Source organism: Butyricimonas sp. DFI.6.44 (genome assembly GCF_022132345.1).
Classification (GTDB): domain Bacteria; phylum Bacteroidota; class Bacteroidia; order Bacteroidales; family Marinifilaceae; genus Butyricimonas; species Butyricimonas muris.
Genome location: NZ_JAKNJD010000005.1, coordinates 196,278 through 222,736 on the forward strand (window position 1 = coordinate 196,278; position 26,459 = coordinate 222,736).

22 protein-coding genes are annotated in these 26,459 nt (G+C 44.4%); 17 read left to right on the forward strand and 5 right to left on the reverse strand.

The features are described from left to right. Window positions 1-7 precede the first annotated feature (7 nt). From L0M98_RS08760 to L0M98_RS08770, 3 genes are all read right to left on the reverse strand, one after another. Window positions 8-3,625: a SusC/RagA family TonB-linked outer membrane protein gene (locus L0M98_RS08760; protein ID WP_227215584.1), complete on the reverse strand. Its 3,618-nt coding sequence runs from the start codon at window positions 3,623-3,625 to the stop codon at window positions 8-10. A gap of 112 nt (window positions 3,626-3,737) precedes the next feature. After that, window positions 3,738-4,799, reverse strand: coding sequence for a FecR family protein (locus L0M98_RS08765; protein ID WP_227215585.1), 1,062 nt, complete (start codon window positions 4,797-4,799; stop codon window positions 3,738-3,740). A gap of 85 nt (window positions 4,800-4,884) precedes the next feature. Then, window positions 4,885-5,475 (reverse strand): RNA polymerase sigma-70 factor, encoded by a 591-nt coding sequence (locus L0M98_RS08770; protein ID WP_227215586.1) that lies wholly within the window; start codon window positions 5,473-5,475, stop codon window positions 4,885-4,887. Between the two features lie 504 nt (window positions 5,476-5,979). On the opposite strand from L0M98_RS08770, the gene ettA reads away from it, so the two are divergent. From ettA to L0M98_RS08810, 8 genes are all read left to right on the forward strand, one after another. Then, on the forward strand, window positions 5,980-7,653 hold the full coding sequence (gene ettA / locus L0M98_RS08775) for an energy-dependent translational throttle protein EttA (protein ID WP_227215587.1): 1,674 nt from the start codon (window positions 5,980-5,982) through the stop codon (window positions 7,651-7,653). 12 nt (window positions 7,654-7,665) lie between these two features. Next, window positions 7,666-8,484, forward strand: coding sequence for a hypothetical protein (locus L0M98_RS08780; protein ID WP_227215588.1), 819 nt, complete (start codon window positions 7,666-7,668; stop codon window positions 8,482-8,484). 454 nt (window positions 8,485-8,938) lie between these two features. Further along, on the forward strand, window positions 8,939-9,706 hold the full coding sequence (locus L0M98_RS08785) for a polysaccharide biosynthesis/export family protein (protein ID WP_099293017.1): 768 nt from the start codon (window positions 8,939-8,941) through the stop codon (window positions 9,704-9,706). Window positions 9,707-9,762: 56 nt separating this feature from the next. After that, window positions 9,763-12,069: a GumC family protein gene (locus L0M98_RS08790; RefSeq protein ID WP_227215589.1), complete on the forward strand. Its 2,307-nt coding sequence runs from the start codon at window positions 9,763-9,765 to the stop codon at window positions 12,067-12,069. 2 nt (window positions 12,070-12,071) lie between these two features. Then, window positions 12,072-12,755, forward strand: a complete 684-nt coding sequence (locus tag L0M98_RS08795; protein ID WP_227215590.1) for a tyrosine-protein phosphatase — start codon at window positions 12,072-12,074, stop codon at window positions 12,753-12,755. A gap of 408 nt (window positions 12,756-13,163) precedes the next feature. Next, complete coding sequence (locus L0M98_RS08800; RefSeq protein ID WP_186975762.1) at window positions 13,164-13,991, forward strand: leucine-rich repeat domain-containing protein; 828 nt, start codon at window positions 13,164-13,166, stop codon at window positions 13,989-13,991. Window positions 13,992-14,075: 84 nt separating this feature from the next. Continuing rightward, on the forward strand, window positions 14,076-14,264 hold the full coding sequence (locus tag L0M98_RS08805; protein ID WP_099293009.1) for a hypothetical protein: 189 nt from the start codon (window positions 14,076-14,078) through the stop codon (window positions 14,262-14,264). Window positions 14,265-14,557: 293 nt separating this feature from the next. After that, the gene (locus L0M98_RS08810) at window positions 14,558-14,908 is read left to right on the forward strand and encodes an RNA recognition motif domain-containing protein (RefSeq protein ID WP_099293007.1); all 351 of its coding nucleotides are present in this window, start codon (window positions 14,558-14,560) and stop codon (window positions 14,906-14,908) included. Window positions 14,909-15,148: 240 nt separating this feature from the next. On the opposite strand, the gene pgl is transcribed toward L0M98_RS08810, so the two are convergent. Both pgl and L0M98_RS08820 read right to left on the reverse strand, forming a co-directional pair. Beyond that, the gene (pgl, locus tag L0M98_RS08815) at window positions 15,149-15,850 is read right to left on the reverse strand and encodes a 6-phosphogluconolactonase (protein ID WP_227215591.1); all 702 of its coding nucleotides are present in this window, start codon (window positions 15,848-15,850) and stop codon (window positions 15,149-15,151) included. A gap of 106 nt (window positions 15,851-15,956) precedes the next feature. Further along, the gene (locus L0M98_RS08820; protein WP_227215592.1) at window positions 15,957-17,294 is read right to left on the reverse strand and encodes an MATE family efflux transporter; all 1,338 of its coding nucleotides are present in this window, start codon (window positions 17,292-17,294) and stop codon (window positions 15,957-15,959) included. Between the two features lie 403 nt (window positions 17,295-17,697). On the opposite strand from L0M98_RS08820, the gene L0M98_RS08825 reads away from it, so the two are divergent. From L0M98_RS08825 to atpD, 9 genes are all read left to right on the forward strand, one after another. Continuing rightward, the gene (locus L0M98_RS08825; protein ID WP_227215593.1) at window positions 17,698-18,093 is read left to right on the forward strand and encodes a hypothetical protein; all 396 of its coding nucleotides are present in this window, start codon (window positions 17,698-17,700) and stop codon (window positions 18,091-18,093) included. A gap of 337 nt (window positions 18,094-18,430) precedes the next feature. Further along, window positions 18,431-19,249: a MotA/TolQ/ExbB proton channel family protein gene (locus L0M98_RS08830; RefSeq protein ID WP_227215594.1), complete on the forward strand. Its 819-nt coding sequence runs from the start codon at window positions 18,431-18,433 to the stop codon at window positions 19,247-19,249. A 24-nt stretch (window positions 19,250-19,273) separates the two neighbouring features. Continuing rightward, on the forward strand, window positions 19,274-19,876 hold the full coding sequence (locus L0M98_RS08835) for an ExbD/TolR family protein (RefSeq protein ID WP_099292997.1): 603 nt from the start codon (window positions 19,274-19,276) through the stop codon (window positions 19,874-19,876). A gap of 35 nt (window positions 19,877-19,911) precedes the next feature. Continuing rightward, window positions 19,912-20,583, forward strand: a complete 672-nt coding sequence (locus L0M98_RS08840) for an ExbD/TolR family protein (RefSeq protein WP_099292995.1) — start codon at window positions 19,912-19,914, stop codon at window positions 20,581-20,583. Between the two features lie 3 nt (window positions 20,584-20,586). Continuing rightward, window positions 20,587-21,411, forward strand: a complete 825-nt coding sequence (locus L0M98_RS08845; protein ID WP_227215595.1) for an energy transducer TonB — start codon at window positions 20,587-20,589, stop codon at window positions 21,409-21,411. A 95-nt stretch (window positions 21,412-21,506) separates the two neighbouring features. Further along, window positions 21,507-22,445 (forward strand): PstS family phosphate ABC transporter substrate-binding protein, encoded by a 939-nt coding sequence (locus L0M98_RS08850; protein ID WP_227215596.1) that lies wholly within the window; start codon window positions 21,507-21,509, stop codon window positions 22,443-22,445. Between the two features lie 17 nt (window positions 22,446-22,462). Then, the gene (locus L0M98_RS08855; RefSeq protein WP_227215597.1) at window positions 22,463-24,121 is read left to right on the forward strand and encodes a tetratricopeptide repeat protein; all 1,659 of its coding nucleotides are present in this window, start codon (window positions 22,463-22,465) and stop codon (window positions 24,119-24,121) included. Window positions 24,122-24,281: 160 nt separating this feature from the next. Then, window positions 24,282-24,674 (forward strand): hypothetical protein, encoded by a 393-nt coding sequence (locus L0M98_RS08860; protein ID WP_186975756.1) that lies wholly within the window; start codon window positions 24,282-24,284, stop codon window positions 24,672-24,674. Between the two features lie 134 nt (window positions 24,675-24,808). Beyond that, window positions 24,809-26,317: a F0F1 ATP synthase subunit beta gene (atpD, locus tag L0M98_RS08865; protein ID WP_099292987.1), complete on the forward strand. Its 1,509-nt coding sequence runs from the start codon at window positions 24,809-24,811 to the stop codon at window positions 26,315-26,317. Window positions 26,318-26,459 lie beyond the last annotated feature (142 nt).

Consider the following 26,459-nt stretch of genomic DNA (forward strand, 5'->3'; position numbering starts at 1 on the left):
CTTTTATTTAGAAGGTTACATTCAAACTAAAACTGAAATTCTTTTGCGGTGGTATCGAGCCACTACCTAAGGTTACTTGTTCGGGATCCCGTCCTTTTAATCCTTTAGCTTTGATGACAAATGGATTGGAGACAGAGAAACTTAATGATGCTCCTCTCAAAAATAAATGTTTTAAAGTGGAGGCAGGGACATAATAAGATAACGAGAGTGAGCGACAACGTACAAAATTTCCGGATACGACACGTAAGTCACTGTTATTGTAAAAATCATACACGTTATCTCCAATCGTTGCAGCTCCCCCATTGTGGTAATATAATCCGGGGGGAGTTAGTCTTTCGTCGGTCAACCTCGGAATATCAGTATGTTTTTCATCTCCCGGCTTTCTCCAACGAGTTACAAATTCATCAGACATATTTTCACTGGGACCGGGAAGACGACTATTATCCACGTATAGGTCATTTAAACGGACTTTTGAACCGAATTGCATAGCAAAGGAGGCATTTAATGTAAAATTGTAAAGCATGATACTTGTACTCAAACCGCCTGAAAATAGCGGTTCCCGTCTACCACTATAAACCAAAGCACTATTTAAGGCTTCTTCTTGGGATGAAATGATGACATTGCCTTCTTCGTCTTTGGCATATATTCCCAAGAAAGTTGCTTCCCCTCTTTCGTTCAGTCCGCCGTAACGATAAGAATAAAAACTATTTAATGAACGTCCGTTTTTGACAAGAGAACCATCTAGGTATTGGCTAACAATATATTTATCCATTTCTCCCGAGTTGGTCACTTTGTTATAACTTCTACTTGTATTCAAACTTAAATTCCAGCTAAACTTTTCCAAGCGAATCGGAGTGGCGGATATGGAGAAATCCCAACCGGAATTGATTATATTTCCGTCATTGATGGTGACGCTGGTACCCCCGTTGGTTGATTCTATCGTAGTGGAGAGCAATTGGTCTTTTCCTTTCTTGTTATAGTATTCAAAAGTTGCATTTAATTTTTTATTGAAGAAAGAGAAATCTGTACCAATGTTGTAGGATCTTGTTTTTTCCCACCGGAGCCCTCTGTTGGGAAGAGAATTTATGGTACTTTCGTAGTATTGGGATACGGGGTCCATACTTCCGACATTAGCTACCATATTCGGGTTATGAGCTTCGGTTACATTCCCCTGCAGTCCATAAGAGGCATGAATATTTAGTCCTTCCATCCATGTGACATTTTGCATGAAATCCTCGTCGGCAATATTCCATCTACCGGAAACTGACCAAATAGGTAAAAAACGGGCAGATTTATCTTGTCCTAATTTATTGCTGGCATCTCCTCTTATATTTGCGTTAAAAATATACCGGTCGTCATAACAATAAGAGAAGGATGCAAAATAGGACATTTCATTCTTTTTGCTATCTGAAATTGTGGGGCGGCTATTTTCCAATAGAGTTCCGTAAGCAAGCCATATGCGAGGATTGATTTCGACGCTTTTTTTGCCGCGTTCCGGCAAATAACCTAATAAGGTGGAGGTATGTCCTTCGCTATGTGCGCTGCGCATATCTAATCCTCCCATAAGGCTAAAATCGTGAACGTCATTGAAAGTCTTTTGGAATGATGCGGTAAAACGTGTGGAATAATTGGTATTCTTGTTATCAGAGTTATCCAATTTTCCCCCGAAAGGCAATTCACAACTCGTCGCAAAATTGGGTTCTTTTGCAGGGTCGATTACCGGATAACCGTAGACAAGTCTTCTCAAAGATGATATGGCGTAACTCTCTTCGGTTGCCACATCCTCGCTTGAATTTGAACTGACATTATAAGAACATAAAGCACTTAAACTTAACCATGAAGCTACTTTGTAGCTGAAATTGAATCTTGTATTCAAGCTCAATAATTTGTTTGTTCCGCTCGTGGAATTCAGTTCGTTGAAGATATTGTAAATCAAATTAGGAGTCTTGTAGGGAGTATTCTCGTATCCTGTATCAATTTCATAGAAATTATAGTATCCATCCTCGTCATAGGGAGCAATAGCTCTGGAAGTCGTGTAAGCATATTGAAAGAGGTCTACTGCGGGGCGATTGGTTTCTCCATGAGAGGCACTAAGACCAAAACCGGCATTCATTTTATCATTTATCTTGATGTCGAGATTTGTGTTAAAATTAAACCGTTCAGCGTTTTCTTTCAAAGATGATCCTCTTTCGTTAGAATATCCCACGGAGAAGTAGTAGTTGATTGCTTCATTTGCCCCGGAAACGGATAACGTGTGATTATGGCTAAATGCATTTCGGAATAGATATTTAAACCAATCAGTATTTTGTTCTTTCATTTTCTTTACTTCTTTCTGAAATTGGCTATAGCTAATTTTATTCCCGTACAATTGAACTAAAAGTCCCTCGTATCCCACGGAACCAGTTATTCCGTCATCAACAAACTGTAATCCCTTCTCAACCATCTCTTCGGAAACTTCGATTCTTTCTTTAGAATTCATCAAGTGCATTTGGTTTACTGTCGGACGATGCGTGAACCCCATAGACATACTATACTGGATGGCAGGTTTTCCAAACTTACCCCTCTTGGTGGTAATCATGATTACGCCATTGGCAGCTTTACTTCCGTACAAGGCGGTAGCGGAAGCATCTTTTAATACGTCGATTTGTTCAATATCTTCCGGGTTTATACCCGAGATGGCATTACCTATCAAATTTACTTGATCCATGCTATTCAGTTCTTCCGGCTTAAGGGGAACCGGGTCTTCCAGCACAATACCATCCAGTACCCAAAGAGGTTCGCGGCTTCCCACGATAGTGGAAGATCCACGTATGCGGATTTTCGGGGCGGCACCCACGGTTGAACTCATCTGTAAAACTGCCATGCCGGGAATTTTACCTTGTAACATTTTATCTAATGTTGTTGTAAGAGGCTCCATGATATCCTCCATTTTTACCGTATAGACGGATGATGTCAGCTTCCGTTTGTCGATGTTCTCGTAACCCGTGCGGACGATAACTTCGTCGAGTTCATTGAGGGTGGTTTTCATGATAACGGTTACGAAGTCGCTTTTTGGGGTGACTTGTTGGGTTTCCATGCCGACGAACGAGAAGATTAGGAGGGTGGCTTCCGGTTTCTCGGGGGAGACGATGGTGAATTCACCTTTGGTGTTGGTAGAGACACCGGTAGTTGTGCCTTTGATGAGGACGGTTACTCCCGGCAGGGGTTCCCCGTTCTCGTCTTTCACGATACCCCGGATTGGGTTTTGTTGGTCAGGGGTGGTTTTCGCGGGGCTGATGATGATGGTTTTCCCGTTGAACCTGTACGTGAATTCCTTTTGAAGAACGAGATTTAGTACTTCAATCAATCCCATTTTCAAGCGGGGAAGTTGTACCATTTTCTTTACCTCGAGTTCATTCTCGCTATAAAAGACGTCGTACTTCAATTGTTTCGTGATGGCGTCGAAGACTTGTTCAATCATCATTTGCTGTTTCGAGAATTTGACGCTGTCCTGTTCCGGGGTTGTGGCGGCATTCGAGTTGGAGATGCCTGCCAGTAACCAGAAAATGGTACATGCACAGAGCAAAGCTCCTTTTTTTAACCTTTCTTGTAGGTTAAAGGTGTGATCATACGCTTTTTTTTTCATAAATTTGTTCGTTAAAGTGATAATTAATCCTGTATAGCTATTTGCTGTAGCTTTCACAGGTTTTGGTTTTTACAATAAAGGGGGTGCTTTTTTGCCGATAGCACTCCTTTTTTTAGTCTGTTCTACTTACTGTAATTGTCTTGTCTTGAATATTAAAGTGAATATTAGTTGTTTCTTCCAGATAACGTAACAATTGCTCCAAGGGTTGATGTTTGTCGATAGTTCCCCGGAAGGTCATGTCCTTGATCTCCTCGTTCCGGTAAATCATTTTGAAGTCATACCACCGTTCGAGTTTTTTCACGATGTCCTCGAACCGGTAGCCTTTAAAATAGAATTTGCCGTCAATCCATGAGGTGTATAGTTCCGTGTCCACGGTTCTCGTTTCCACGATGTTCGTTTCTTTATGGACGGTCAGTTGTTCAGACGGGTGCAGGATGTCGTTCCGGTCTTGTTGAGTGACCATGACTTTGCCTTCCACGAGTGTCGTGATCCACTTCGAGTCGTCGTTATAGGCACTGACGTTGAATTTTGTTCCCAGAACGGTAATATCCTTGCCCCCGGCGTGAACCGTGAAAGGTGCGGTTGAATCCTTTGCCACTTGGAAAAAGGCTTCTCCTTCCAGATATACTTCCCGGCTGTGGGACGAGAACTGCACGGGAAAGCGGAGCTTGGATTCCGAGTTGATATTCACGATTGAACCATCGGGGAGTTTCAAGTAGAAATCGGCACCTTTCGGTACGTGCAGTTCGTTGTAACGGAGTTCAATTTCTCCGTTTAGGGAGTCGATACTGTTCCGGTATTGCAATTGTCCGTTCACGCTGTCGCGGGTAAAAGACATGCCCAGTTTTTCGACCTTGATTGTTTTTTTGCTTAGTCTGATTTCTTCCCCGTTTGCCAATACTAATCGAACTTGTGAACATTCGTTTTTTCCCGTTTGCAGGGAGGCAGTTTTTGTTATTTTGTTTTCCGTCGTGTTGTTATGCATTAGGTATATGGTAATACCGAGCATAAGCAGGGCACATGCTGCGTATTTTATAACGCGAAGTGCTATGAAGCGGTTCGATTTGTTTATGCTTCTGCCTTTTACTTGTTTCCATGCTTTTCCCATGTTGTAGTGGTCGTCTTTCATGGAGTTGGCAGCCCTGTGTATGATGAATTTCTTATTTTTATCCATTTTGGCTATTGATTTACCATAAAGGGCATCAAGAGTCGGAAATGGGTGATTCTGAAAATGACTTTTTTTGAAAAAAATGCGTTTTTTATTTTTGAATCTTTCGACAGTATGCAATAAATACTAGCAACTGGCTGGTATTCTTGAAATAACATCGGATGATGCGATAGGCTTTCGTGATATGTGTTTTCACGGTATTGACGGAGATATTCAGTTCTTCTGCGATTTGTTTGTAGCTTTTTTCGTCGACACAACTCATTAGAAAGATATTGCGACATTGTTGCGGAAGCGAGGCAAGTGCTTTTTTCATCTTTTCTATTTCAATGACTTCTTCTTCCGTGTATTCTGTTTGTTGGAGATTTGCAATGAATTCGGCCAATAGGGGGGAATGCCGTTGTTCCATTAACTGGCGTTTTAAAACTTTTAGAGCGCCATGACGAACGGATGAATACAAGTAATGTTTTAATGAAACCTTTATGTCTATACACGAGCGATTGTTCCACAAGTACACGAATACGTCTTGAACGATATCTTCCGCTTTGTCGTGTTCGGCAACAATGCCTTGGCAATAATTGCATAAAGCTTGATAATTCCTTTTGAATAATTCTTCAAAGGCAGCCGTGTTTCCTTCGAGGACATCTTCGCTGTTTATATCATCCCAATCTGTATAATCATCCATAAACGCCGATTTCTTCATATTGTTCACCCGAAAATATTACTATTCGGGATGTGAATTTACAAATATATAATGATTTTAATATTTTGGGTAAACATTCTCTTGTTTTTTTAGTTTTAACCACAAATAATCCATCATGTGGCTAAACAGCCATATTTTGAAATGTTGCGGTTTGTTTTTGTCTAAATTATTGTTAATTATATATATTATAAATTATGATAGGGGATGTTGATGCTTTTTTTTGAAACAAATAATGAATGTGGTGTATCTTGTTGAAAATTAGTTGTTTCTTGTGTGTTGGACAGCTATTTGGTGAGGCGTTTTTTTACTTTTTCAAGTGTTGTTTTTGGAAATTTCCGGATAATAATGCAACAATTTTTATTTTGATCTCGTATAAGGTGTTAAGTATATTTTTTTAATTTGAATATATAATATACCTTTGTATCCATTTTAAAGATAATTAGTTGTGTGTTAGATGTGAAACATAATATAGCGTAGTTTATTGATATGGCAGACGAGAAGATTATTTTTTCCATGATGGGCGTAAGTAAGACTATACCGCCACAAAGAAAGATTATAAAGGATATTTATTTATCCTTTTTTTACGGGGCGAAGATTGGCGTAATCGGTTTGAACGGTTCGGGTAAGTCAACTTTGTTGAAGATTATCGCCGGGTTAGACCCGAATTACGAGGGTAAGGTGATTTGGTCGAAGGAACATTCTATTGGTTATTTACCCCAAGAACCTCAGCTTGACGACACGAAGACCGTGAAGGAGGTTGTGCAGGAGGGGGTGCAGCAAGTGATGGATTTGTTGAAGGAATACGAGGACGTCAACATGAAGTTTGCCGAGCCGATGAGTGACGACGAGATGGATAAGTTGATGGCTCGTCAAGGGGAACTGACCGAGTTGATTGAACACCACGGCGGTTGGGAGATCGACCAGAAGTTGGAGCGGGCTATGGACGCTTTGCGTTGTCCGGAGCCGGATGCCTTGGTGAAAAACCTGTCGGGTGGAGAAAGACGACGGGTGGCATTGTGCCGTTTGTTATTGCAGGAGCCTGATATTTTGTTGCTTGACGAGCCGACGAACCACTTGGATGCGGAGTCGGTAGAATGGTTGGAGCAGCATCTGCACCAGTATGCCGGTACGGTGATTTGTGTCACGCACGACCGTTATTTCTTGGATAACGTGGCGGGTTGGATTCTGGAGTTAGACCGGGGAGAGGGAATTCCATGGGAAGGTAACTATTCCTCTTGGTTGGAACAGAAAACGAAACGTTTGGAGCAGGAGGAGAAGCAGGCAAGCAGACGGAGAAAGACTCTGGAAAGGGAGTTGGAATGGGTGCGTATGGCGCCGAAAGCCCGTCAGGCAAAGAGTAAAGCCCGTTTGAAGGCTTACGACCGGATGATGGACGAGGATGTGAAAGAGAAAGAAGATAAACTTGAAATATTTATACCGAACGGTCCCCGCTTGGGCAACAAGGTGATCGAGGCGGCACACGTGGCTAAGGCTTACGGTGATAAAGTGCTGTTTGATGATCTGGAATTCCAGTTGCCGCCTGCCGGTATTGTCGGGGTGATCGGGCCTAACGGTGCGGGAAAGACTACTTTGTTCCGCCTGATAATGGGTGTAGAGACTCCGGATAAAGGGGATTTTGAGGTGGGACCGACGGTGAAAATCGCTTACGTGGACCAGCAGCATAAGGCTATTGATCCCGATAAAAGCGTTTATCAGGTGATTTCCGGGGGAAGCGATATGATTAATCTTGGTGGACGGGAGGTAAATGCCCGGGCTTATGTGTCCAAGTTTAATTTCTCCGGGACAGATCAGGAAAAGAAGTGCGGGGTTTTGTCCGGTGGTGAACGGAATCGCTTGCATTTGGCGTTGGCGTTGAAAGAGGATGCCAACGTGTTGTTGCTTGATGAGCCAACGAATGATATTGACGTGAACACGTTGAGGGCATTGGAGGAAGGTCTGGAAAACTTCGCGGGGTGTGCCGTGGTCGTTTCGCATGATCGTTGGTTCTTGGATCGCATTGCCACGCATATTCTGGCGTTCGAGGGCGATTCGAAGGTAGTTTATTTCGAGGGAAGTTACTCTGAATACGAGGAAAGTAAGAAGAAGCGGTTGGGGGATGTGACCCCGAAGCGTATACGATATAAAAAATTAATCGGATAAGATAACAAGACCGTGCCAAAGAAAAAAGAAAAAAAGATTGTAGATAACGGCTTTGTGCCGGGTATCTACAATTATTGCGACAGATGGTGTGAACGATGTAAATTTCAGCTTCGATGCATGAGTTACACGATGGGAAAGAAGTTGAAGGAAAAGACGAGGGTAAATTTAGGGGAGGAGATGCCTGACGACGACGAATCCGCGTTAGCCCGTCTAAAGAATATTTTTGATTCGACATTTGACGTGTTACGGGAATTGGCGGACGAGCGAGGAGTGGGAATAGAGGATATTTATTCGGCGGAGAAGGTAGACCGTGGATTCTGGGGAGAAGATTACGAGGATTTGGAGGATCAGGATGAGGAAGTGGCAAGGCAGGTGGAGAGTGAGGATATGATGAAATGTGAGCAAATCTATCATTCTTTGGCAGATAAGTGTCAAGAGGAGATTTACCAGTATTTTGAAACGGAAAAAAAGAAAGAGGGTGAGTTTCCGCGGATGCGTGAGGTGGAGGATGCTTTATTGGAGGTGAACTGGTACATGGATTTGATTCGTTCCAAGATGAAACGGGCCCTTTGCGGGTACTTCCTTTACGCGGATAAAATAAACGCCACGCAGGAAGAGGAGGATTACAACGGTTCGGCGAAAGTGACGTTATTAGCCGTTGAGATATCTTGTACAGCATGGACGGTGATACGGGATAACATATCTGACTTTGAGAGGGAGGCATCCCGTATGATTGTATTGTTGGAACAGTTAGAAAATGATATAGAGGCTTTTTTCCCTAATGCCCGTACTTTCAAGAGGCCGGGATTTGATACTTGTGATGTAGTTTGAGAGAAAATATAGTTACGTGTGCCGTTTCCATTCAAATCGGATATTAGAGTTGAGTGGGAACGGTATTATTTTTGTGAATATTTTCAAATATGTGTGTTGAATTTCTTGAAATAAAGAGCGTTTTTTGTTGTGATGTTCGTTTGTAAATGTACCGTCATAGCTTGTTTTGTTAAAAGATGTACACTTTTGGTTGATGAAAATGAATATATAAAATATGGAATATAGTTCGTAGTGTATTTAAAAAAATATATATTTGTAGCTCAATAATTGAACGATTATTAACTGTCTAAAATCACTATTCGTTATATATCCTTACTTAACTATTAGTGTTCTAGTAATCATTGAATTGTAAATAATAACTCTTGTTTTATTTGCCGCACAAATCCTCATTTGTTTAACATTCAAAAAACGTTGGTTTAATGATAGTGGAATGTTACATAAAAGAAGGAGTTATATGTTTGTGAATAAGTGGTTTGTAGTGGTAGCGAGTATGGTCGTTTGTTTTTCATGCAGTTCCAGCAAGGAGATTGTCTATTTGCAGGATGTGAAGGAAAATGAGCGACTTGAATCGGACTTCGAGTACAAGACTGTCATTCACGTTGATGATTTATTGTCAATCGTGGTTTCTTGTGATGACACGGAGGCGGCATTGCCTTTCAATACTCCTATGATTGGCTTGGGGCGGGACGTGACATCGACCAACCAACAGGTTGCTCCCGGTTATCTCGTGGATAAAGAGGGGTATATTGATTTTCCCGTGCTGGGGAAATTGCGTGTGGACGGTATTTCCCGTGTCGAATTGTCGGAAATGCTGAAGACGAAATTAGCGATGTACTTGAAAAATCCGATAGTGACGATACATTTCCAGAATTTCAAGGTGACTGTTTTGGGCGAAGTCCGGAGTCCGGGTAGTTACAGAGTGACCAGTGAGCGAGTATCTATATTCGATGCGCTGGGCATGGCGGGGGATTTACAGATTAATGCCAAGAGAAAAAACGTGCTGATTATGCGCGAGAACGGGAAAGAGAAGACTTTTGCCCGTTTGGATTTGACTTCGGCGAATCTTGTTTATTCCCCGTTTTTTTATTTGCAGCAGAATGATGTGGTTTACGTGGAGCCTAGCAGGGGGCGTATCGCGGGAGGTAACGCGGGAACTTTTTTGCCTTACGTTTTGTCCAGTGTGTCGACCTTAGTGACGGTACTCGCGTTGATACTTAGATAGGTGAAAGGTTTTCTCCGGGTTGGTTGTATTTTTTAGTTTTAATGAAACGAGAGTGTATGAACGTGAATGGTAGTGAGGTCTATGTGCCTGAACAGGAAGAAACGATTGATTTAAGGATGTTGTTTTACAAGATTATCGCGCGGTGGCGGTGGTTTCTCGTGTCTGTGCCTTTGTGCGTGGGGGTGGTATTGATTTATTGCATGATGCAGGAACCCGTGTATAACGTGACGAGTAAAGTGATGATCAGCGACACGAAGAAAGGGGAGTTAGGCACTAGCATGATGATGAAGGAAATGGGATTTTTCCAAGGGGATAAGTACGTGGAGAATGAATTGATTGAGTTGCAGTCCAAGAATTTAATGCGGGAGACGGTAGGTGATTTGGAGTTGAATATTTGTTACAGTCGTGAAAGTGTCTTGAGGGGGACAGAATTGTATAAAGATTCTCCTGTAAACGTGTTGGTCGATCGTCCCGAGTTGATAAAAGACACTTGTTTTTTCGTGACATTGACGAGTGATACGACGATTTCTGTGACAGCCCCGGACGGGAAAGTTGTGCATGAGGGGCGTTTTTCGGAACGGATTCCGGTTGGTGATTACGCTATATCCGTGGAGAGGAGTGAGGTGTACTCCGCGGAGAAGGTGGAACGGGTGCGGGTGGATTTGTATTCCTACGATTCGGCAACGAAGAATTTTTACAAGAAACTGGAGGTATCACCTTTGGACAAGAACACGAACGCGCTTCTTTTGTCGGTTAAAGATGTCGTGCCGCAACGGGGAAAGGAGCTGATCCGGGCACTGATAGATCGTTACAACGAAAACGGGGTGGCGGACAAACAGGTTGTTTCCGCCAAGACGGTGGAGTTTATCAATGCCCGACTTGAAGTGATTAACCGGGAATTGGGCACGATAGAGGATGATGCCGAGCGTTTCAAGCGAACGAATAAGTTGACCAATCTTGCTTCTGATGCCGAGTTCGTGATGGAGCGTAAGAAATTGACGGGGACGGAATTGTTGAAGTTGCAGACCGAGTTCGATGTAGCGCGTAGCATCCGGGAGTTATTGGAAAAAAGGGAAGGGAACGAGTTCGGTTTGCTCCCCGAGAATCTGGGTATCTCGGACGAGGGGATGAATAGCGGCATATCCCGTTACAACGAAATGGTGTTGCGAAGAAATAAACTTTTGCTTAGTGCCCGGAAAGATAATCCTATCGTGACGGGATTGGATATGCAATTACGAGAGATGAAGGAGAGTATTCGCGAGGCGGTGGGTAACGTGGAGAACGGTTTGGAAATAAAGATAAACACGTTAGAGCGGGAGAACCTTTCCGTTGACAAGCGATTGACTTCCGTGCCCGCGCAGGAAAAACAGTATCGGGCGATAGCCCGGCAGCAAGAGTTGAAAGAGAATCTTTTTCTTTTCTTGATGCAAAAACGGGAGGAGGCGGAGATCGCTAAACTGGTGTATGTTCCGACGGCGAAGATTATTGAAGACCCCGACGCGGGAGAAGGACCGGTATTTCCCCGTAAGGCCATGTTGTTGCTGGTCGGTTTGATGCTGGGGATTGGGCTTCCTGCGGGAATCGTGTTGGTGAGGGATATGTTGGATAATAAGGTGAGGAGTATTGAAGATATCGAGAGAAATGTCAAGGTTCCTTTGTTGGGTTCATTCCCGGAGGTGACCGGGGAGAAATTAATCGCCCGGGAAGATTTCGTGCAATCGGAATCCATGCATCTGATTCGGGAAAAGCTGAATTATATGTTGCGGCAAAAGGTTTGTCCGGTGGTTATGGTTACTTCGACCATTCCCGGTGAAGGAAAGTCTTTGATCGCGGCACATTTGTCAAACGCTTACGCGAAGACGGGTAAAAAGGTGTTGTTGATGGGGTGTGATTTGCGTAATCCCAGTTTGCATAAGTTTCTGGGAGAGAATAGCACGAAAGGTTTATCCGCTTACTTGGCAGGGATAGAGGGCGACTTGGCAAGCTTGATTTGTCCGGTGGAAGAACATCTGGATGTTTTGTTCGGTGGTGCGGTACCGCCTAATCCGGTTCAATTGCTTGCCGGGGAACGGATGGGTGAATTGTTGGAAAATATGAAGCAGCGGTATGATTGTATCATACTGGATACTCCCCCGGTAGGGATGCTTGCCGAAGGGTTTGCCTTGGGCAAGTGGGCGGATGCCTGCGTGTACGTGGTGCGGGCGAATATGTTAAAAAAGGAGGCGTTAAGGTTGGTCGCTGCGATAAACGGTGAAGGACGTCTGCCCGATATGGGAATAGTGCTGAATGATTTACGCGCGGACGCGGGAGGATACGGTTACGGGTATGGTTACGGGTATAACAAAAAAAATGTAAACGAATAGATATGTTGTTCTTCAAGCGTCACCGGAAATTTGTTTTTGACTACAAGCGGGATGTACACTCGCACGTTTTGCCTGCCTTGGATGACGGTGTACGTACCATGGATGAAGCAATTTTGATTATTCGTCGAATGGTGGCGGCGGGTTTGTGTTGTTTGACTTGTACTCCGCACGTGGCGTTTCCCGCGTTGATGAATAGCCGCGGGGATATAGGGAGTATGTTCGTGTTATTGAAGTCGCGTCTTGTACAAGAGGGAATAGATATAGCCGTGGATATGGGAGCTGAATATCGTATGGGTGAGTTTATGTTGGGGTTATTGGAACAAAACGAGATTATTGCTTCTGCCGCGGGGGAGGTGCTGGTCGAGCATAGTTTCGTGGCTCCATCGGTACATGCGGAGGAGATTATTTTCAGACTGCGGGGTAGTGGGTACATGCCTGTGATGGCACATCCGGAGCGTTATTCTTTTTACGCGGGTAACATAGTAAAGCATTGTGAATACTTGAAGTTACTAGGGTGTAAGATTCAAGTAAACTTACTCTCGTTTGCCGGATATTACGGGAAAGAAGCACTAACGGGTGCCCGGAAATTATACGGTACGGGGTTGGTGGATTATTACGCCGGGGATATTCACAATTTGCGACAGGAGATGTTGTTGGAAAAACTAATAGGGGGAGCCTTTTTTTAATTTCTTTTTTCGAATATTACTTTTTTGAATGTTTGGGCTCCTCCTACTTCTCGTGTATCGTTCGAGGAATTTTGATTGTCTGTTGATGCTTGATTATCAGATAATAAAATATTCTCGGTTAGGAATGAAATTTTGTAATTCTTGGAAAATCTGACTATAAATAAACGAGCGTTTATTTATTCGCAAAAATATTAATAATTCCGATAATCGACAATGTTAATTGGTTATTTTTTACTCCTAGTAAATAATAAGTTATAAAATTATCCATTCTCACAACACATGTTTGTTGACAATCGTAATAAACGCTGGTTTATTTATTCGCTCACGGTCGGTTCGGGAGCTGGTTGCATTTATTTCTCAATGTCCAGTGAGTGTTGTTAAGATATTGAAAATGAAAACGATAAAATAATGATAAGGAAGTGTACATTAATAACAGGGATTCTGGTATTGTTGATGATATTACGCGTGAACGCGAACGAAAGTACAGCGGATGTTATTTCTACGGATGCCGCGGTGTTGTACACGGGTGAGGAAAGTTTTTTGATTCCGGACACGGTATTCCGGAAATTTTGTATTGAACTGGGATGTGCCGATGAAAAAGGGTACATTATTCCGGCAGAGGCCGCGAAAGTCACGTGGCTTAGTGTAGGTAGAAAGAATATCGTGTCGCTGGAAGGCATCAAGTATTTCACTTCACTGGAAAAGTTGACTTGTTATTACACTCCTCTTGCTTCGCTGGATGTATCGGGATGTAGCTCGCTAAAAGAATTGTACTGTAATCATAATGCCTCGCTTGTTTCCTTGAACGTGAACGGGTGTACGTCATTGGAGAAGTTGTATTGTTACAATACTCCGCTCGTGGAGCTGAATGTGTCGGGATGTAAGTCTTTGGTTTGCCTAAGGTGCCACGATAATACTTCCCTCGTGACGTTGTACGTGAAGGGATGTGCGGCGTTGAAAGAACTATATTGCCATAACGATCACCTCTCGGGGTTGGACTTGTCCGGGTGCACTTCGTTGAGGACTTTGTATTGTTATGGCAATTTTATTACTCGTTTGGATGCGACTGTTATGCCTGAGGGGAAGGGGTTCCGGCTTTTCTGCGGTAATCAGACCTCGGACGGTGTGACCGGACAATCTTTGGAATTGACATTGACTCCCAAGCAAAAAGAACGTTGGGATGACTACATGATATCCAACGGGAGTAATGTTCGGGTGAACGTTGCCGTGAGATGAAACATGTTTTCTCTTTTTTTCGTTTATAAGGTAGGTTATCCATGGGGTAACTCGTGAGATTTATCAACTTAAAACGGAGGTATTATGAAGGAGAAAGAGAAAAATGATCGGGAGAATGAAGGGAAGAAAGTGAATCGGCACGCGGAGAAGAATATCCCTTCCAAGCAGGACAAGAGTTGGGTAGGAGAAAACCAGATGCCACAACGACAATTTGACAAGACCGAATTAGAGAGAGAGAAAGGCGACGGTTTAAAGAGAAAATGCAAAAAATAAATCGTTTTATCTTCTTTATCAGGTTGGGCTAAAATAGGTCTGTAAAGTCGATAAAGGCTTGAATTACGGTGTTTTATCCGAAAATATTTGTACTTGATTGACTTTATAGACTTTTTTTTCTTGTAGTATTGTTTGTTTGAATAATTATTGTAAATTTGCAGTGATATTTGAGTTTTGATTTGATTACAGAGTGTTTGCCTTTCATCGTATTTTAAATGTATCGTTAAGCAGACTTTCCTTAGGCAATTATTCAACCTCAAAAGCATTTATTAATTATTTTAAAGTTTGTATTAATGAACATTTACATTTCAAATCTAAGTTACGAAGTGAGTGACAGTGACTTAAAAGAATTATTCGAGGAATACGGTGAAGTTTCTTCAGCAAAAGTAATCATGGACAGAGAGACCGGACGTTCAAGAGGTTTTGGTTTCGTGGAAATGTCTGACGATGTACAAGGACAAAAAGCTATCGACGAGTTGAACCAAGCTGAATATGACGGCAAGGTAATCAGTGTGAACGTGGCTAAACCGAGAACGGACAGACCTGCCGGAAATCGCGGTGGTTTTAACCGTGGCGGTGGTGGCGGACGTGATCGTCGCAGCGGAAACGGTGGCGGCGGACGTAGCTTCGAGAGAAGATACTAATTTGTCATTGGGACAAGATATATTAATAAACGGTAGCGGAAGTTACCGTTTATTTTTTGTGGAAATAGTGGTGTTCCCCCTGTTCCCGTTGATATTCTGTTGAGGAACTATTCAAGAAAGAACTCAATGCGGGTATAGTATCAAATCAAAAACGTTTCAAAGACGCTCGTGAACGTCTTTGAAACGTCTTTGTATCGAAGGTGAAACGTCTTTGTTCCCTTATTACCCCCTATTCTCTTCCTATATACTTACTTCTCTATCCGTGAAAACCATTACCGCGGGTGAATGGGCGAGGATATATGACGCGGGGTATTCTTTTGCCTTGCGGATGATTTGTTCCATGATTTCCTGTTTTTCTTTACCGATAACGGGAACCAGTATAGCGGAACTTTTCAAGATAACGGTTCCGGTCATGGTGATGCGTTGTTGTCCCGTGATAGGGTGTTGGGATACGGCATATACGCGACGATCCGTGAGCAAGTTCATGTCATTGGGGAATATGGAAGCCACGTGTCCGTCCGTGCCTACACCGAGGATAACACAATCGAAACGGGGTGCGGTGGAATAACCCGGAAGTTCCCATTTTACCATTTCCGAGTAGCGTTCCGCTTCAACCTTGGGTTCTTGTTCTCCCCAGATACGGTGAATATGGTTCGCGGGTATCTCCAGCGGGATAAATAGCAACTGATCGGCATGCTTGTAGTTGCTTTCGTCCTCGTCCGGCGCCACGCAACGTTCATCCACCCAGTAGAAACGAATGTTGTTCCACGGGATAATTTCTTTGTATTCTTTTACCCATAACTTGAACAGCGCTTGTGCCGTGCTACCCCCGGACAGAGCCAAGTGGAAAGGCTTTGACTTACTTTTTTTTATCACCGTGACAAGCGCTTCGCTGGTTGCACGCAACGCTTCTTCCGGTGTTTTATAAGTTTCTATTTTCATGATATATGGTTATATGTCTTAGTATAATTTATGCATTTTATACGATGCAAGTTACATTTTATTCGTGATTAAAGCAATAATTTTGCCTTGAAAGCTTGAAAAAATCTTAACGTGACATCATTTGTCGGCAGCTTTTGTTGAAACGGCGGATAAAGAGAGCCGCCGCGAACATAAGACCACCGCAGAATCCGGAGAGTAGTCCGGGAGCCCCGAAGTCGAGTAAAATACCCGTGACGTAGGCGAGCGGGACGGCAACAAAGACATAGGAAATGAAAGCGTATATCATGGGGCGTTTCACGTCGGTGATACCTCTTAACGCGCCGAGAGCGGTGACCTGTAGCCCGTCGAATATTTCGAAAACCGCGACGACGTAGAAAAGGCGGCGTGCCACTTCAATCACTTCCCGGTCGGGCGTGAAGACGGCAGCGATTTGAGCTCCGAAAAGAGCGTAGATAATGGCCGCTCCCGTCATAAAGACCACGGAAAGACGAAAAGCCGCGTGAGCGTGACGGCGCATCTTGGCGAAATTATGACGCCCGAATTCGTGGCTGATAAGTATCGTGGAAGCCCCGGCAATCCCGCTGGATATCATGAAGGTGAGGTTAATCATGGATAACGCTATCTGGTTGGCGGCAAGAGGCACCGTGCCAAGCCAACCCATCATGACCGTGATGAGGCTGAGGGAGAGAAATTCGACTACCATTTGTCCGGCGATGGGGTAACCCACTTGCAGAAGTTGTTTTATTTTGCGCCCGCTGACATTTGTCCGGCGGAAGAACTGAAAGACGGTGGCGTGTATGGCGGAGCGGCGTGTATAAAAGAGAAATACCGCGGGCATCATGGTTCTTGATATCAAGGTTGCCAGTCCGGCTCCCGCTACCCCCAGATTCGGGGCACCGAGTTTACCGTATATGAACATGTAGTTGAGAATGATATTCATGACGTTGCATGATATCGTGATGACCATGGCCACTTTCGTGTTACCGATGCCTTCCATGTATTGTTTGAATGTCATGAAGAGGATGAAGGGAATGACCGACAGGGAGGTCAGTATGTAATAGCCTTTACTTAGCACGATCACTTCCTCGGGTTGTCCCATCATGGATAAAAAAGGCATAAGAGCGAAGAGAAAGGCGGTGAGCAAGAGTGATACCGCAGTGTTCACCAGAAGTGAGTTCTGGAAGAATCCCGCTACCCGTTCGCTGTCGTTCTGGGCATGTGCCTGTCCGACGAGGGGAGTGAGTCCCGTGGCGATACCCATCCCGACGACCATCGTGTTCATGATAATGATACCGGCAAGGGATACTGCCGCCAGTTCGGGAGCGCCGAGGCGTCCGACCATGATGTTGTCCGCCATTTGCACCACCGCTTGTCCCGCCAGCGAGAGCATGATGGGGAAGGCGATACGGACGTTGTCTTTGTAATATGATGAACTGATTTTCATGCCTTTTTGTAAACGGGGGCAAAGGTACGATTTAGTTTGTAAAGTTCATAAGGTTACGGGAGAATAACCCGTCCGAAAACCGGGGGCGGTCGGCGGGGAAACGGTGGAGTTCTTTTGAAGTTCTTTTGAAGTTCTTTTAGAGTTCTTTTGACGAGGTTAAAAGAACTCTAACTTATCTATTGTTTAACTCTAGGATAGAGTGCAGGTCTACACGAGGGATGGGCATCGCTTATGGAAGGGGAAATCGGGAGAAAAATAGTTGAGAAAAGTGAAACAAATGTAACCACCCTTGCCGTATAAAAAGGTGTAAGACTAAATTTTAAGTAATTTAACCTTAATATTAAGCTAAATAATTTGCGAAGATGAAATAAGTATCTATCTTTGGATATATTAAACGAGAGAAATGAAGAAGACAGTATTTCAATATTTTTCACTGTTACTTTTGCTTTTGGCAATCGGGGTAAACGCCTTTGGAGAAACTGATTCCAAAGGGGAGAAGCCCGTGCCGACAGTTCCGGGTACGGAGCAGTCGCGGGACGATTCCGAGGTTGCCACTTCTTCCGCGGACCGACATGGTGCTTTCGAACGCACGTTGGTTTTTTCCAGTCAGCAGATCGTGAACGGAAGTAGTCGGGAGCAACAAATCTCGTTCTCTATTTATCGCAAAATCCAATTAGCGTATCACAAGTCAGAGTATGGTATTCGGGTAGAACGTTCCATTGAAAGTTTTTCCGAATTGTTGGGTATTCGTTATATACAGGGATTCTACCTGTTCGACTTATGTAAAATCGTCATTTAGCCACACGTAAGTCAAGTATGTCCGTGCCATATCATTGTGGTACAGGTGTTTCGTATGCCTGTATAAAATGATGAAAGAGGATGCTATGCTCTGTTGTACAGATGTTTAGCGTGAAATCGGTATTCATGTAAGGATACGGACAGGTCCTTTACACCCTATTATTTTCAATTATTTTACAGAGATTGACTTATGGAAACTACAAGTACAAAAATGAGTGATAAGATTACAAAGTCTGCATTATTCCAAACGTTATACCCGATCGTGGTTATGCTTATCGTTTTCGGGTTGGTATTCCTTGCTTTATATTGCGCGTTATAAATATTAAAATACATTAGACATGAAAAAGACTGCAACATCTACAAAGGGGGCAAAGAGAAATTTAGGTATTTCTGCTTTCCCGATAATCATTCTGTGTTTTATTCTTGCAATGATTATTTATCATTTCGTTTATGGAAATCCGGCTAATTTTATTAACAATGACCCGAACAATCACCCGTTACCCGGAAATCTTTTGGGTACGATATACAAGGGAGGGGTAATCGTGCCGATTATACAGACTTTATTATTCACGGTCTTGACGTTGAGCGTTGAACGTATGATCGCTTTACGCAAGGCGAAAGGGAAAAAGAATCTTCAGCAATTCGTGACCAAAGTGAAAGGTCAACTGGAAAGCGGGGATATCGAAGGAGCCCGTAAAGCGTGTGATGAACAGAAAGGAACGGTGGCGAATGTTATTAAGTCATCGCTTTCTACTTACACGCAGGTCGACGGTTGTGATACTTTGATGAAAGAAGAGAAGCAACTTGCGGTGCGGAAAGACTTGGAAGAGGCTACCATGCTGGAGTTGCCTACCATGGAGCAGAATCTGGGGGTTATCGCCACGATTACCACGCTGGGAACTTTGATGGGGCTGCTCGGTACGGTTATCGGTATGATCAAGTCGTTTGCCGCCTTGTCCTCTGCCGGGGGTACGGATTCTATCGCTTTGTCGACAGGTATTTCGGAAGCGTTGGTAAATACCGCGTTCGGTATTGCCACGGGGGCTTGCGCTGTTATCGCTTACAATTTCTTTACAAGTAAGATAGACGGTATCACGCATAGTATTGATGAAATCGGTGCTTATATCGTGCAAACATTCACGGTGAAGAACAGATAGTTTGAACCTTTAAACACACGAGTTATGAGTCAGAAGATAAAGAAGAAATCGACGTTTATCGACATGACCGCCATGAGTGACGTGACGGTGCTGTTGCTAACGTTTTTCATGCTGACCTCGACGTTTATCCAAAAGGAACCGGTGAAGGTGAATCCGCCGCAGTCGGTTTCGGAGATCAAGATTCCCGATGCAAATATTGTTTCTATACTGGTGGAACCTTCGGGAAAGGTGTTTATGGGGTTGGATAAGCCGCAAGACAGAATGGAAGTTTTGAAGAAAATGGGCGAAAGTTACCAGATCGAGTTTACTAATGATGAGTTGAAGAAGTTTAGTTTGTGTAACTCTTTCGGGGTTCCGATTCAAGGAATGAAGCAATTTCTCGCGTTATCGCCCGAAGATCAGGATAAAGTGTTGATGAATTACGGTATTCCTTGCGATAGCACGAATAACCAGTTTAAATCGTGGATGCAGTTTGCCCGCGAGGTGAACAAGGATTTGGTGATCGCGATCAAGGCAGACCAAAGTACACCTTATCCGCTGATAAAGGATATTATGGCGACGTTGCAGGATTTGCGGGAGAACAGGTACAACCTGATAACCTCTTTGCGAAATATGCCTAATGTATGACCGGGTTGGACGTGTTAATTTGAAACGATAAGATTATGGCAGAGATACAAGATAACGGAGGCGGAGAACGCAAGAAAGGTAAACAGAAGAAGTTTAGTATCCGCGTGGATTTTACTCCCATGGTGGATATGAATATGCTGTTGATAACTTTCTTTATGCTCTGTACTTCCATGAGTAAGCCCCAGACAATGGAAATCAGTATGCCCCGGAAGGATTTGTTGAACGAGCAGGAGCAGAATAAGGTGAAGGCTTCGAAGGCGATGACCATTTTGTTGGGAAAGGAGGGAAAGGTGTACTATTATATGGGAGAACCGGATTACGAGAATCCCGATATGGTGCAGGAAACAGACTTTTCCCCGAACGGGTTGAGAGCGATTTTGCTGGGACGCAACCAGATCGTGATGCAAAAGATCCGGGAGTTGAAACAGAAAAAGGAGAATCTGGAAATCACGAACGAGGAGTACTTGAAAGAGTCCGCCGAGATTCGGAAAGAGAAAGATTCGCCTGTAATATTGATTAAGGCGACGGATTTCGCTAACTATAAGAACTTGATTGATGTGCTTGACGAGATGCAGATATGCAATATCGGTCGTTACGCGATCATGGATGTTACACAGGGCGATTTACGTTTGTTACAGGATAAAACACACGACGGGTACGCCGATGATTTGAAGGAGGTTATCGAGTACCGGGAGTTAAAACAGTAAGGTATGGCAAAAGATATTCATATAAATTCGGTTGAATGGTGCGACCTCGTGTTTGCCGGGAAGAATAAAGATTACGGCGCTTACGAACTGCGTAAGCAGTCGTCCCGGCGGCATCTGACAGCTTATATAGTGATTATAGGCTGTGTCGTACTGGCAATGGTACTTCCTGCCTTCATTCGTTTTCTTACCCCGGTGAAGGCGGAGGAAAAGATGGTAGCGGTGACCGAGCTTTCTAATTTAAAGATGGAGTTACCGGAGGTGAAGGAAGAGAATAAGATCGTGGCGGTGAACGTGCCGCCTCCGCCTACATTGAAGACGACAATCAAGTTTACCGCTCCCGTGATCAAAAAAGACGAGGAGGTGAACGAGGCGGACGAGATGAAGACACAGGAGGAGGTGAATCAAGCGAAAGCGGCTATTTCCGTGGCGGACGTGAAGGGAAATGATGACGAGAACGGTCAGGATATTGCTGATTTGGAAGATCACAAATTGATCGTGGTGAGTGATGACGAGGTATTTCAAGTCGTGGAACAAGCCCCGGAATACCCGGGAGGTATGGCCGCCTTGATGAAATGGATCGGTAAAGAGATCCGTTACCCGTCTATTGCCCAAGAAATGAACATCGCGGGAAAGGTTATCGTGCAGTTTGTTATCGGGCGTGATGGTTCGGTGCGCGATGTGCAGGTCATTCGTTCCGTTGATCCTTCGTTGGATCAAGAAGCTATCCGGGTCGTGAAAGCGATGAAGAAATGGATTCCCGGTAGACAGCGGGGAGAAGCTGTATCCGTAAGATTCACGTTGCCGATATCATTTAAATTGCAACAATAAGCAATTGAAAATTGAAAATGGAGAATTGAAAATGAACTCCTTGCTTGGTTTTGGGCTCGATTTAAAATGGAGTGGGGAGATAAATTAATTAAGTTATGAATATTCGAATCGGCTTTTGGCTCTTGTTACTGGTGTCCCTTGGGGCTTGTAAAGGAAAGACATCAAGTGTACAGGAAACCTTGTTCAGCGGGGTGATCCGGGTTGCTGTCGATGAAACGTTATCTCCCTTGGCCGAGGAAGCTATTAACGTTTTTGAGGCGCAATATAATCAGGCGGGTGTAATACCACTTTACACGAGTGAAGTGGAAGCGATCAATTTGCTGTTACGTGATAGTGTGCGGTGGGTTTTGGCTACACGACCACTGACGGAAAACGAATTAGAGTCATTCCACAGCAAGAAGTTTTTTCCGGAGTCGGTGAAGGTAGCCACTGATGGGATAGCCTTGATCGTGAACAGGCAAAATGCCGATTCGATATTCAATTTGGCTCTGTTGCAAAAGATATTTACCGGGGAGATTACCCGTTGGGAGGAGATTGCCCCGGGGTCCTGCGCGGGAGAGATACAGGTGGTTTTCGATCACCCGAATTCAAGCACCGTGAGGTACGCGATTGATTCGATTTGCGGGGAGGGGCAGTTGTCCGAGCGTTGTCACGCGGCGGGGACGAACCGGAAGGTGATTGATTACGTGGCACGTACCCGTGGTGCTTTGGGGGTAATAGGTGTGAACTGGATCAGTGATGACAGGGATTCGCTTTGTCGCGATTTTCTCGACGAGATACAGGTGGCACGCGTGAGTCGTGCCGACCGACCGACGTACGGGAATAGTTACCAGCCTTACCAGTATTATCTCTATACCGGACAGTATCCCTTGCGACGGGATATTTATATTTTACTGAATGATCCCCGTGGTGTTTTGCCCACGGGATTGACTTCTTTTTTCTCCGGTTCGCGGGGACAGCGTATCGTGTTGAAGGCCGGTTTGCTACCGGCAACAATGCCCGTGAATATCGTGAACGTGAGAGAACAAATCTAACCATAAATTTGAAGACGATGAATACAAAATGGATATTATACGGACTGTTCTTTTCGCTCCTTTCCGTGAGCGTGAAGGCGGCAGATAACAGGGTAGGGATAGATCTCTACGAGTCGGGAATGACCGGTGCGGCAAAAGTGTTTTTTCTGGATAATCTGCCGACGCTGACGGATAATGTACGGCAGGCTGAGGCGTGTTATTACCTCGGGGAATGTTATCTGACGCTAGGGCAGAGGGATTCTGCCGGTTTTTATTACGATAAAGGTGTGGGATTGCAACCGGATTACCCGTACAATCGGGTGGGACAGGCAAGTCTGAAGTTGAATGACGATCCTTCCGGCGCGGAGGCTTTATTGAAGGATGCCCTCGGAATGAAAGGGTATAAAAAAGACGCTACCCTGCAAATCGCTATCGCGAGGGCTTACTTGCACGCCGGTGATGCCGCGAAGGCTATGGAGCACGTGAATAAGGCGAAAGAGTTGGATGACAAGAGCGGTTTGCCCTATCTCGTGGAAGGCGACATTCTGGTGATGCAGGGACACACCGGGGATGCTTGTGCCAAGTACGAGTCGGCTACTTATTTTTCTCCGGATTGTCTGGGGGCTTATTTGAAGCAGGCACAGATATACATGTCCACCAATCGTTCGCTTTCTCTCGAGAAGTTGAATAAAGTGCGCGAGATATCGCCCGATTTTTGCGGGGCTTACTGTTCCTTGGGAGAATTGCACGAGATGTCCGGAAATAGTAAGGCGGCGGCAGAGAATTATACTAAGTTTATCCGTTCGGGGTATTACGACACGGAGAATTTGCTTCGTTATGCGGGGATATTGTATTTCGACAAGCAATATGCCGGGATGTTGCCCGTGCTGGAACAGGTGTTGAATGAACGACCGGATAATTTAGTGGCGAAACGGTTGTACGCGTACTGTCTGGCGAAGCGGGAAGACGGGGAGAAGTGTTTGCAGGCTATCCGGCATTTTATAGAGTCAACCCCGGAAGAACATCAGATTTATCAGGATTTCCTGTGTTATGCCGAGCAATTGGAGGCAAACAAGAATTACAATGATGCCGTGGTGTTTTACGAGAAGGCTTTGCAAACGGATGCCAAACATCAAGAGCTGAACAAGGAAATCGCGGATATTTTCGCGAAGACCAATCAATTGGATTCGGCTGTGGTATATTACAATCGTTATATTGATTCTGCCGGAGAGGCATCGGCGGAAGATTTATTGAAATTGGGCAAATGCTATTATAACATGGCTTGCCGGGATTCCGTTGTCAACGAACAGAAAGCGGAACTCGTGAAAGCCGATAGTTTGTTTGCCGCGTTGAGTGACAAGGTGCCGAGTAGTTACGTGGGATATTTCTGGCGGGCACGCGTTAATTCGATGCTCGATCCGGAAACCTTGGAAGGGTTGGCAAAACCTTATTACGAGAAAGTGGTAGAAATAGGACTGTCGAACACGGAACGTTATAAACGGGAACTGATAGAGAGTTACAAGTATCTGGGGTATTACCATTACGTTGTTGCCGATGCTATCACGACGAAAAATAATGGAAATCCCGATTCGGCAAAAGGTGAATACGAGGAAGCAAAGGAGTTTTTCTCTAAGGTGCTGGCGTTGGATGCCAAGGACGAGATTGCTTTGAAGGCACTGGAAAGTATAAAACTTTAATAATTTTAGATTTAGTGATTTTAGATTGAGTAAAACGACTCGTGCAAGTTGCACATAGCTTTCCCCGAGGAGTGGATGCGGGTAAGTCTTTTTTTTTCCACCGTTGGGGTGTTTTGGTATGGAAATTGCACTATATCCCACAGAACAATAAAAAGGAAATATGAAGTTTTGGTTGAAAATATTGTCTGTCGTTATTATAACGTTTTGTTTCGGGATAAATGTTTTGTCCGGGGAGAACACGTTTGAAGGACGTACGGAAAACAGGACGGAGTATTTCGCTTCTACCCGGTTGGACGGGGAATTTACTTTGAGCGATTTGGCAAGAACCTACGATTTCGTTGGTGGTGCGTTTATCCTATCCGCATCAATTGATTTACCGGGCGATACGGGTATTGAAAAAGAAAAAAGAGGTGGTTTGTCTAAACTGCTCTCGTGCCATGATTCGGTCTTGAAGTCACATCACATTATTTGTCAGGAAAAATTCCGAGAATATTTATTCACAAAGCATGTCCATGGATTTTATATCTATCGGATAGGTCGTTTAGTTATTTAGCGGTATTGCCGGGATATATTCTCTCGTGCAGGGGAGAAAAAAAGCGTGTAGAAAGTTTGTTGGAAAGAAACTTTCCCGGTGAATATACGTTAAAGTTAAAAGTAAGCATTTAAAGAACGTTTAAATTATATATTATGAGACAGAATGTCGGGTACGTGACGCAAGTGATTGGTCCTGTCGTGGACGTGATTTTCGAGAATGACGGGGGAGATTTGCCACCTATTTACGAGGCGCTTGAAATCGAGCGGGACAATGGAGCCAAGTTGATTGTCGAGGTTGAACAGCACGTGGGTGAAGACACGGTGCGCTGCGTGGCAATGGATACGACGGACGGGTTGTATCGCGGGATGAAAGTGGTTGACTTGGGGCGGACGTTGACGATGCCCACGGGCGATCAGATTAAGGGACGTCTGTTGAACGTGACGGGTGATGCTATTGATTATCTGTCCCCGCTGGAATACAAAGATACGCTTTCCATTCACCGGGAAGCCCCGAAATTCGAGGATCTGTCCATACAGGAAGAATTGTTATTGACGGGTATCAAGGTGATCGATTTACTGGAACCTTATTCCAAAGGGGGGAAAATCGGTTTGTTCGGTGGTGCCGGTGTCGGTAAAACCGTGTTAATCATGGAAATGATCAATAATATAGCCAAGGGACATAACGGGTATTCCGTGTTTGCCGGAGTCGGTGAACGTACGCGTGAGGGGAATGACCTTTTGCGGGAGATGATCGAGTCGGGTGTAATTAATTACGGTGACAAGTTCAAGGAGGAAATGGCTCAAGGCAAATGGGATTTGGAAAGCGTGGACATGGATAAAGTGCGGGAATCACAGGCCACGCTCGTGTTCGGGCAGATGAACGAGCCCCCCGGGGCACGTTTGCGGGTGGCTTTGTCGGGATTGACCGTGGCGGAGATGTTCCGGGATTCGAATGAAGGCGGTAAGGAGATATTGTTCTTTATTGATAATATATTCCGTTTCACGCAAGCGGGTTCGGAAGTTTCGGCGTTGCTGGGACGTATGCCGTCGGCGGTGGGCTATCAACCCACGTTGGCATCGGAGATGGGTAAATTGCAGGAGCGCATCACTTCGACGAAAAACGGTTCGATTACATCTATTCAAGCTATTTACGTGCCGGCGGACGACTTGACTGACCCCGCTCCGGCGACGACATTCAGTTTCTTGGATGCGACCACGGTATTGAGCCGTAAGATCACGGAATTAGGTATTTATCCGGCAGTGGACCCCTTGGAATCGAATTCACGTATTCTTGACCCGGCTATCGTGGGTGAAGAACATTATCACACGGCGCAGAGGGTTATCGAATTGTTGCAGCATTATAACGAGTTACAGGATATTATTGCCATATTGGGAGTGGATGAGTTGTCGGATTCGGATAAGATTGTCGTGGCTCGTGCCAGACGGGCGCAACGTTTCTTGTCACAACCATTCCATGTGGCGGAGCAATTCACGGGTATTCCGGGTGTGATGGTTCCACTGGAGGAAACTATTCGCGGGTTCAAGATGATTTTGGATGGCGATATGGACGAGTACCCTGAACAAGCCTTTATGAACGCCGGAACGATTGACGACGTGATCAAGAAAGGAAAAGAGATGATGGAGAAAGCGAAAAGCAATTGAAAATTGAAAATTGAAAGTTGAAAATTGAAAATGAAATGAACGATGATAGGGGAGGTGCCCGAAGGGCGGAGGAGTTCAATTTAAAATCTAAAATCTAAAATCAAAAGCGTTCGCTCGTGCGGCTGTAATCTAAAATCATAAA

Excerpts from the sequence above, each read along its gene's own strand:
- L0M98_RS08855 (WP_227215597.1), top strand. The coding sequence starts at position 22,463 with ATGAATACAAAATGGATATTATACGGACTGTTCTTTTCGCTCCTTTCC.
- atpD (WP_099292987.1), top strand. The coding sequence starts at position 24,809 with ATGAGACAGAATGTCGGGTACGTGACGCAAGTGATTGGTCCTGTCGTG.
- L0M98_RS08845 (WP_227215595.1), top strand. The coding sequence starts at position 20,587 with ATGGCAAAAGATATTCATATAAATTCGGTTGAATGGTGCGACCTCGTG.
- L0M98_RS08800 (WP_186975762.1), top strand. The coding sequence starts at position 13,164 with ATGATAAGGAAGTGTACATTAATAACAGGGATTCTGGTATTGTTGATG.
- L0M98_RS08810 (WP_099293007.1), top strand. The coding sequence starts at position 14,558 with ATGAACATTTACATTTCAAATCTAAGTTACGAAGTGAGTGACAGTGAC.
- L0M98_RS08830 (WP_227215594.1), top strand. The coding sequence starts at position 18,431 with ATGAAAAAGACTGCAACATCTACAAAGGGGGCAAAGAGAAATTTAGGT.
- L0M98_RS08820 (WP_227215592.1), bottom strand. The coding sequence starts at position 17,294 with ATGAAAATCAGTTCATCATATTACAAAGACAACGTCCGTATCGCCTTC.
- pgl (WP_227215591.1), bottom strand. The coding sequence starts at position 15,850 with ATGAAAATAGAAACTTATAAAACACCGGAAGAAGCGTTGCGTGCAACC.
- L0M98_RS08860 (WP_186975756.1), top strand. The coding sequence starts at position 24,282 with ATGAAGTTTTGGTTGAAAATATTGTCTGTCGTTATTATAACGTTTTGT.
- L0M98_RS08765 (WP_227215585.1), bottom strand. The coding sequence starts at position 4,799 with ATGGATAAAAATAAGAAATTCATCATACACAGGGCTGCCAACTCCATG.
- L0M98_RS08790 (WP_227215589.1), top strand. The coding sequence starts at position 9,763 with ATGAACGTGAATGGTAGTGAGGTCTATGTGCCTGAACAGGAAGAAACG.
- L0M98_RS08850 (WP_227215596.1), top strand. The coding sequence starts at position 21,507 with ATGAATATTCGAATCGGCTTTTGGCTCTTGTTACTGGTGTCCCTTGGG.
- L0M98_RS08795 (WP_227215590.1), top strand. The coding sequence starts at position 12,072 with ATGTTGTTCTTCAAGCGTCACCGGAAATTTGTTTTTGACTACAAGCGG.
- L0M98_RS08805 (WP_099293009.1), top strand. The coding sequence starts at position 14,076 with ATGAAGGAGAAAGAGAAAAATGATCGGGAGAATGAAGGGAAGAAAGTG.
- L0M98_RS08825 (WP_227215593.1), top strand. The coding sequence starts at position 17,698 with ATGAAGAAGACAGTATTTCAATATTTTTCACTGTTACTTTTGCTTTTG.
- L0M98_RS08785 (WP_099293017.1), top strand. The coding sequence starts at position 8,939 with ATGTTTGTGAATAAGTGGTTTGTAGTGGTAGCGAGTATGGTCGTTTGT.
- L0M98_RS08760 (WP_227215584.1), bottom strand. The coding sequence starts at position 3,625 with ATGAAAAAAAAAGCGTATGATCACACCTTTAACCTACAAGAAAGGTTA.
- L0M98_RS08840 (WP_099292995.1), top strand. The coding sequence starts at position 19,912 with ATGGCAGAGATACAAGATAACGGAGGCGGAGAACGCAAGAAAGGTAAA.
- ettA (WP_227215587.1), top strand. The coding sequence starts at position 5,980 with ATGGCAGACGAGAAGATTATTTTTTCCATGATGGGCGTAAGTAAGACT.
- L0M98_RS08835 (WP_099292997.1), top strand. The coding sequence starts at position 19,274 with ATGAGTCAGAAGATAAAGAAGAAATCGACGTTTATCGACATGACCGCC.
- L0M98_RS08770 (WP_227215586.1), bottom strand. The coding sequence starts at position 5,475 with ATGGATGATTATACAGATTGGGATGATATAAACAGCGAAGATGTCCTC.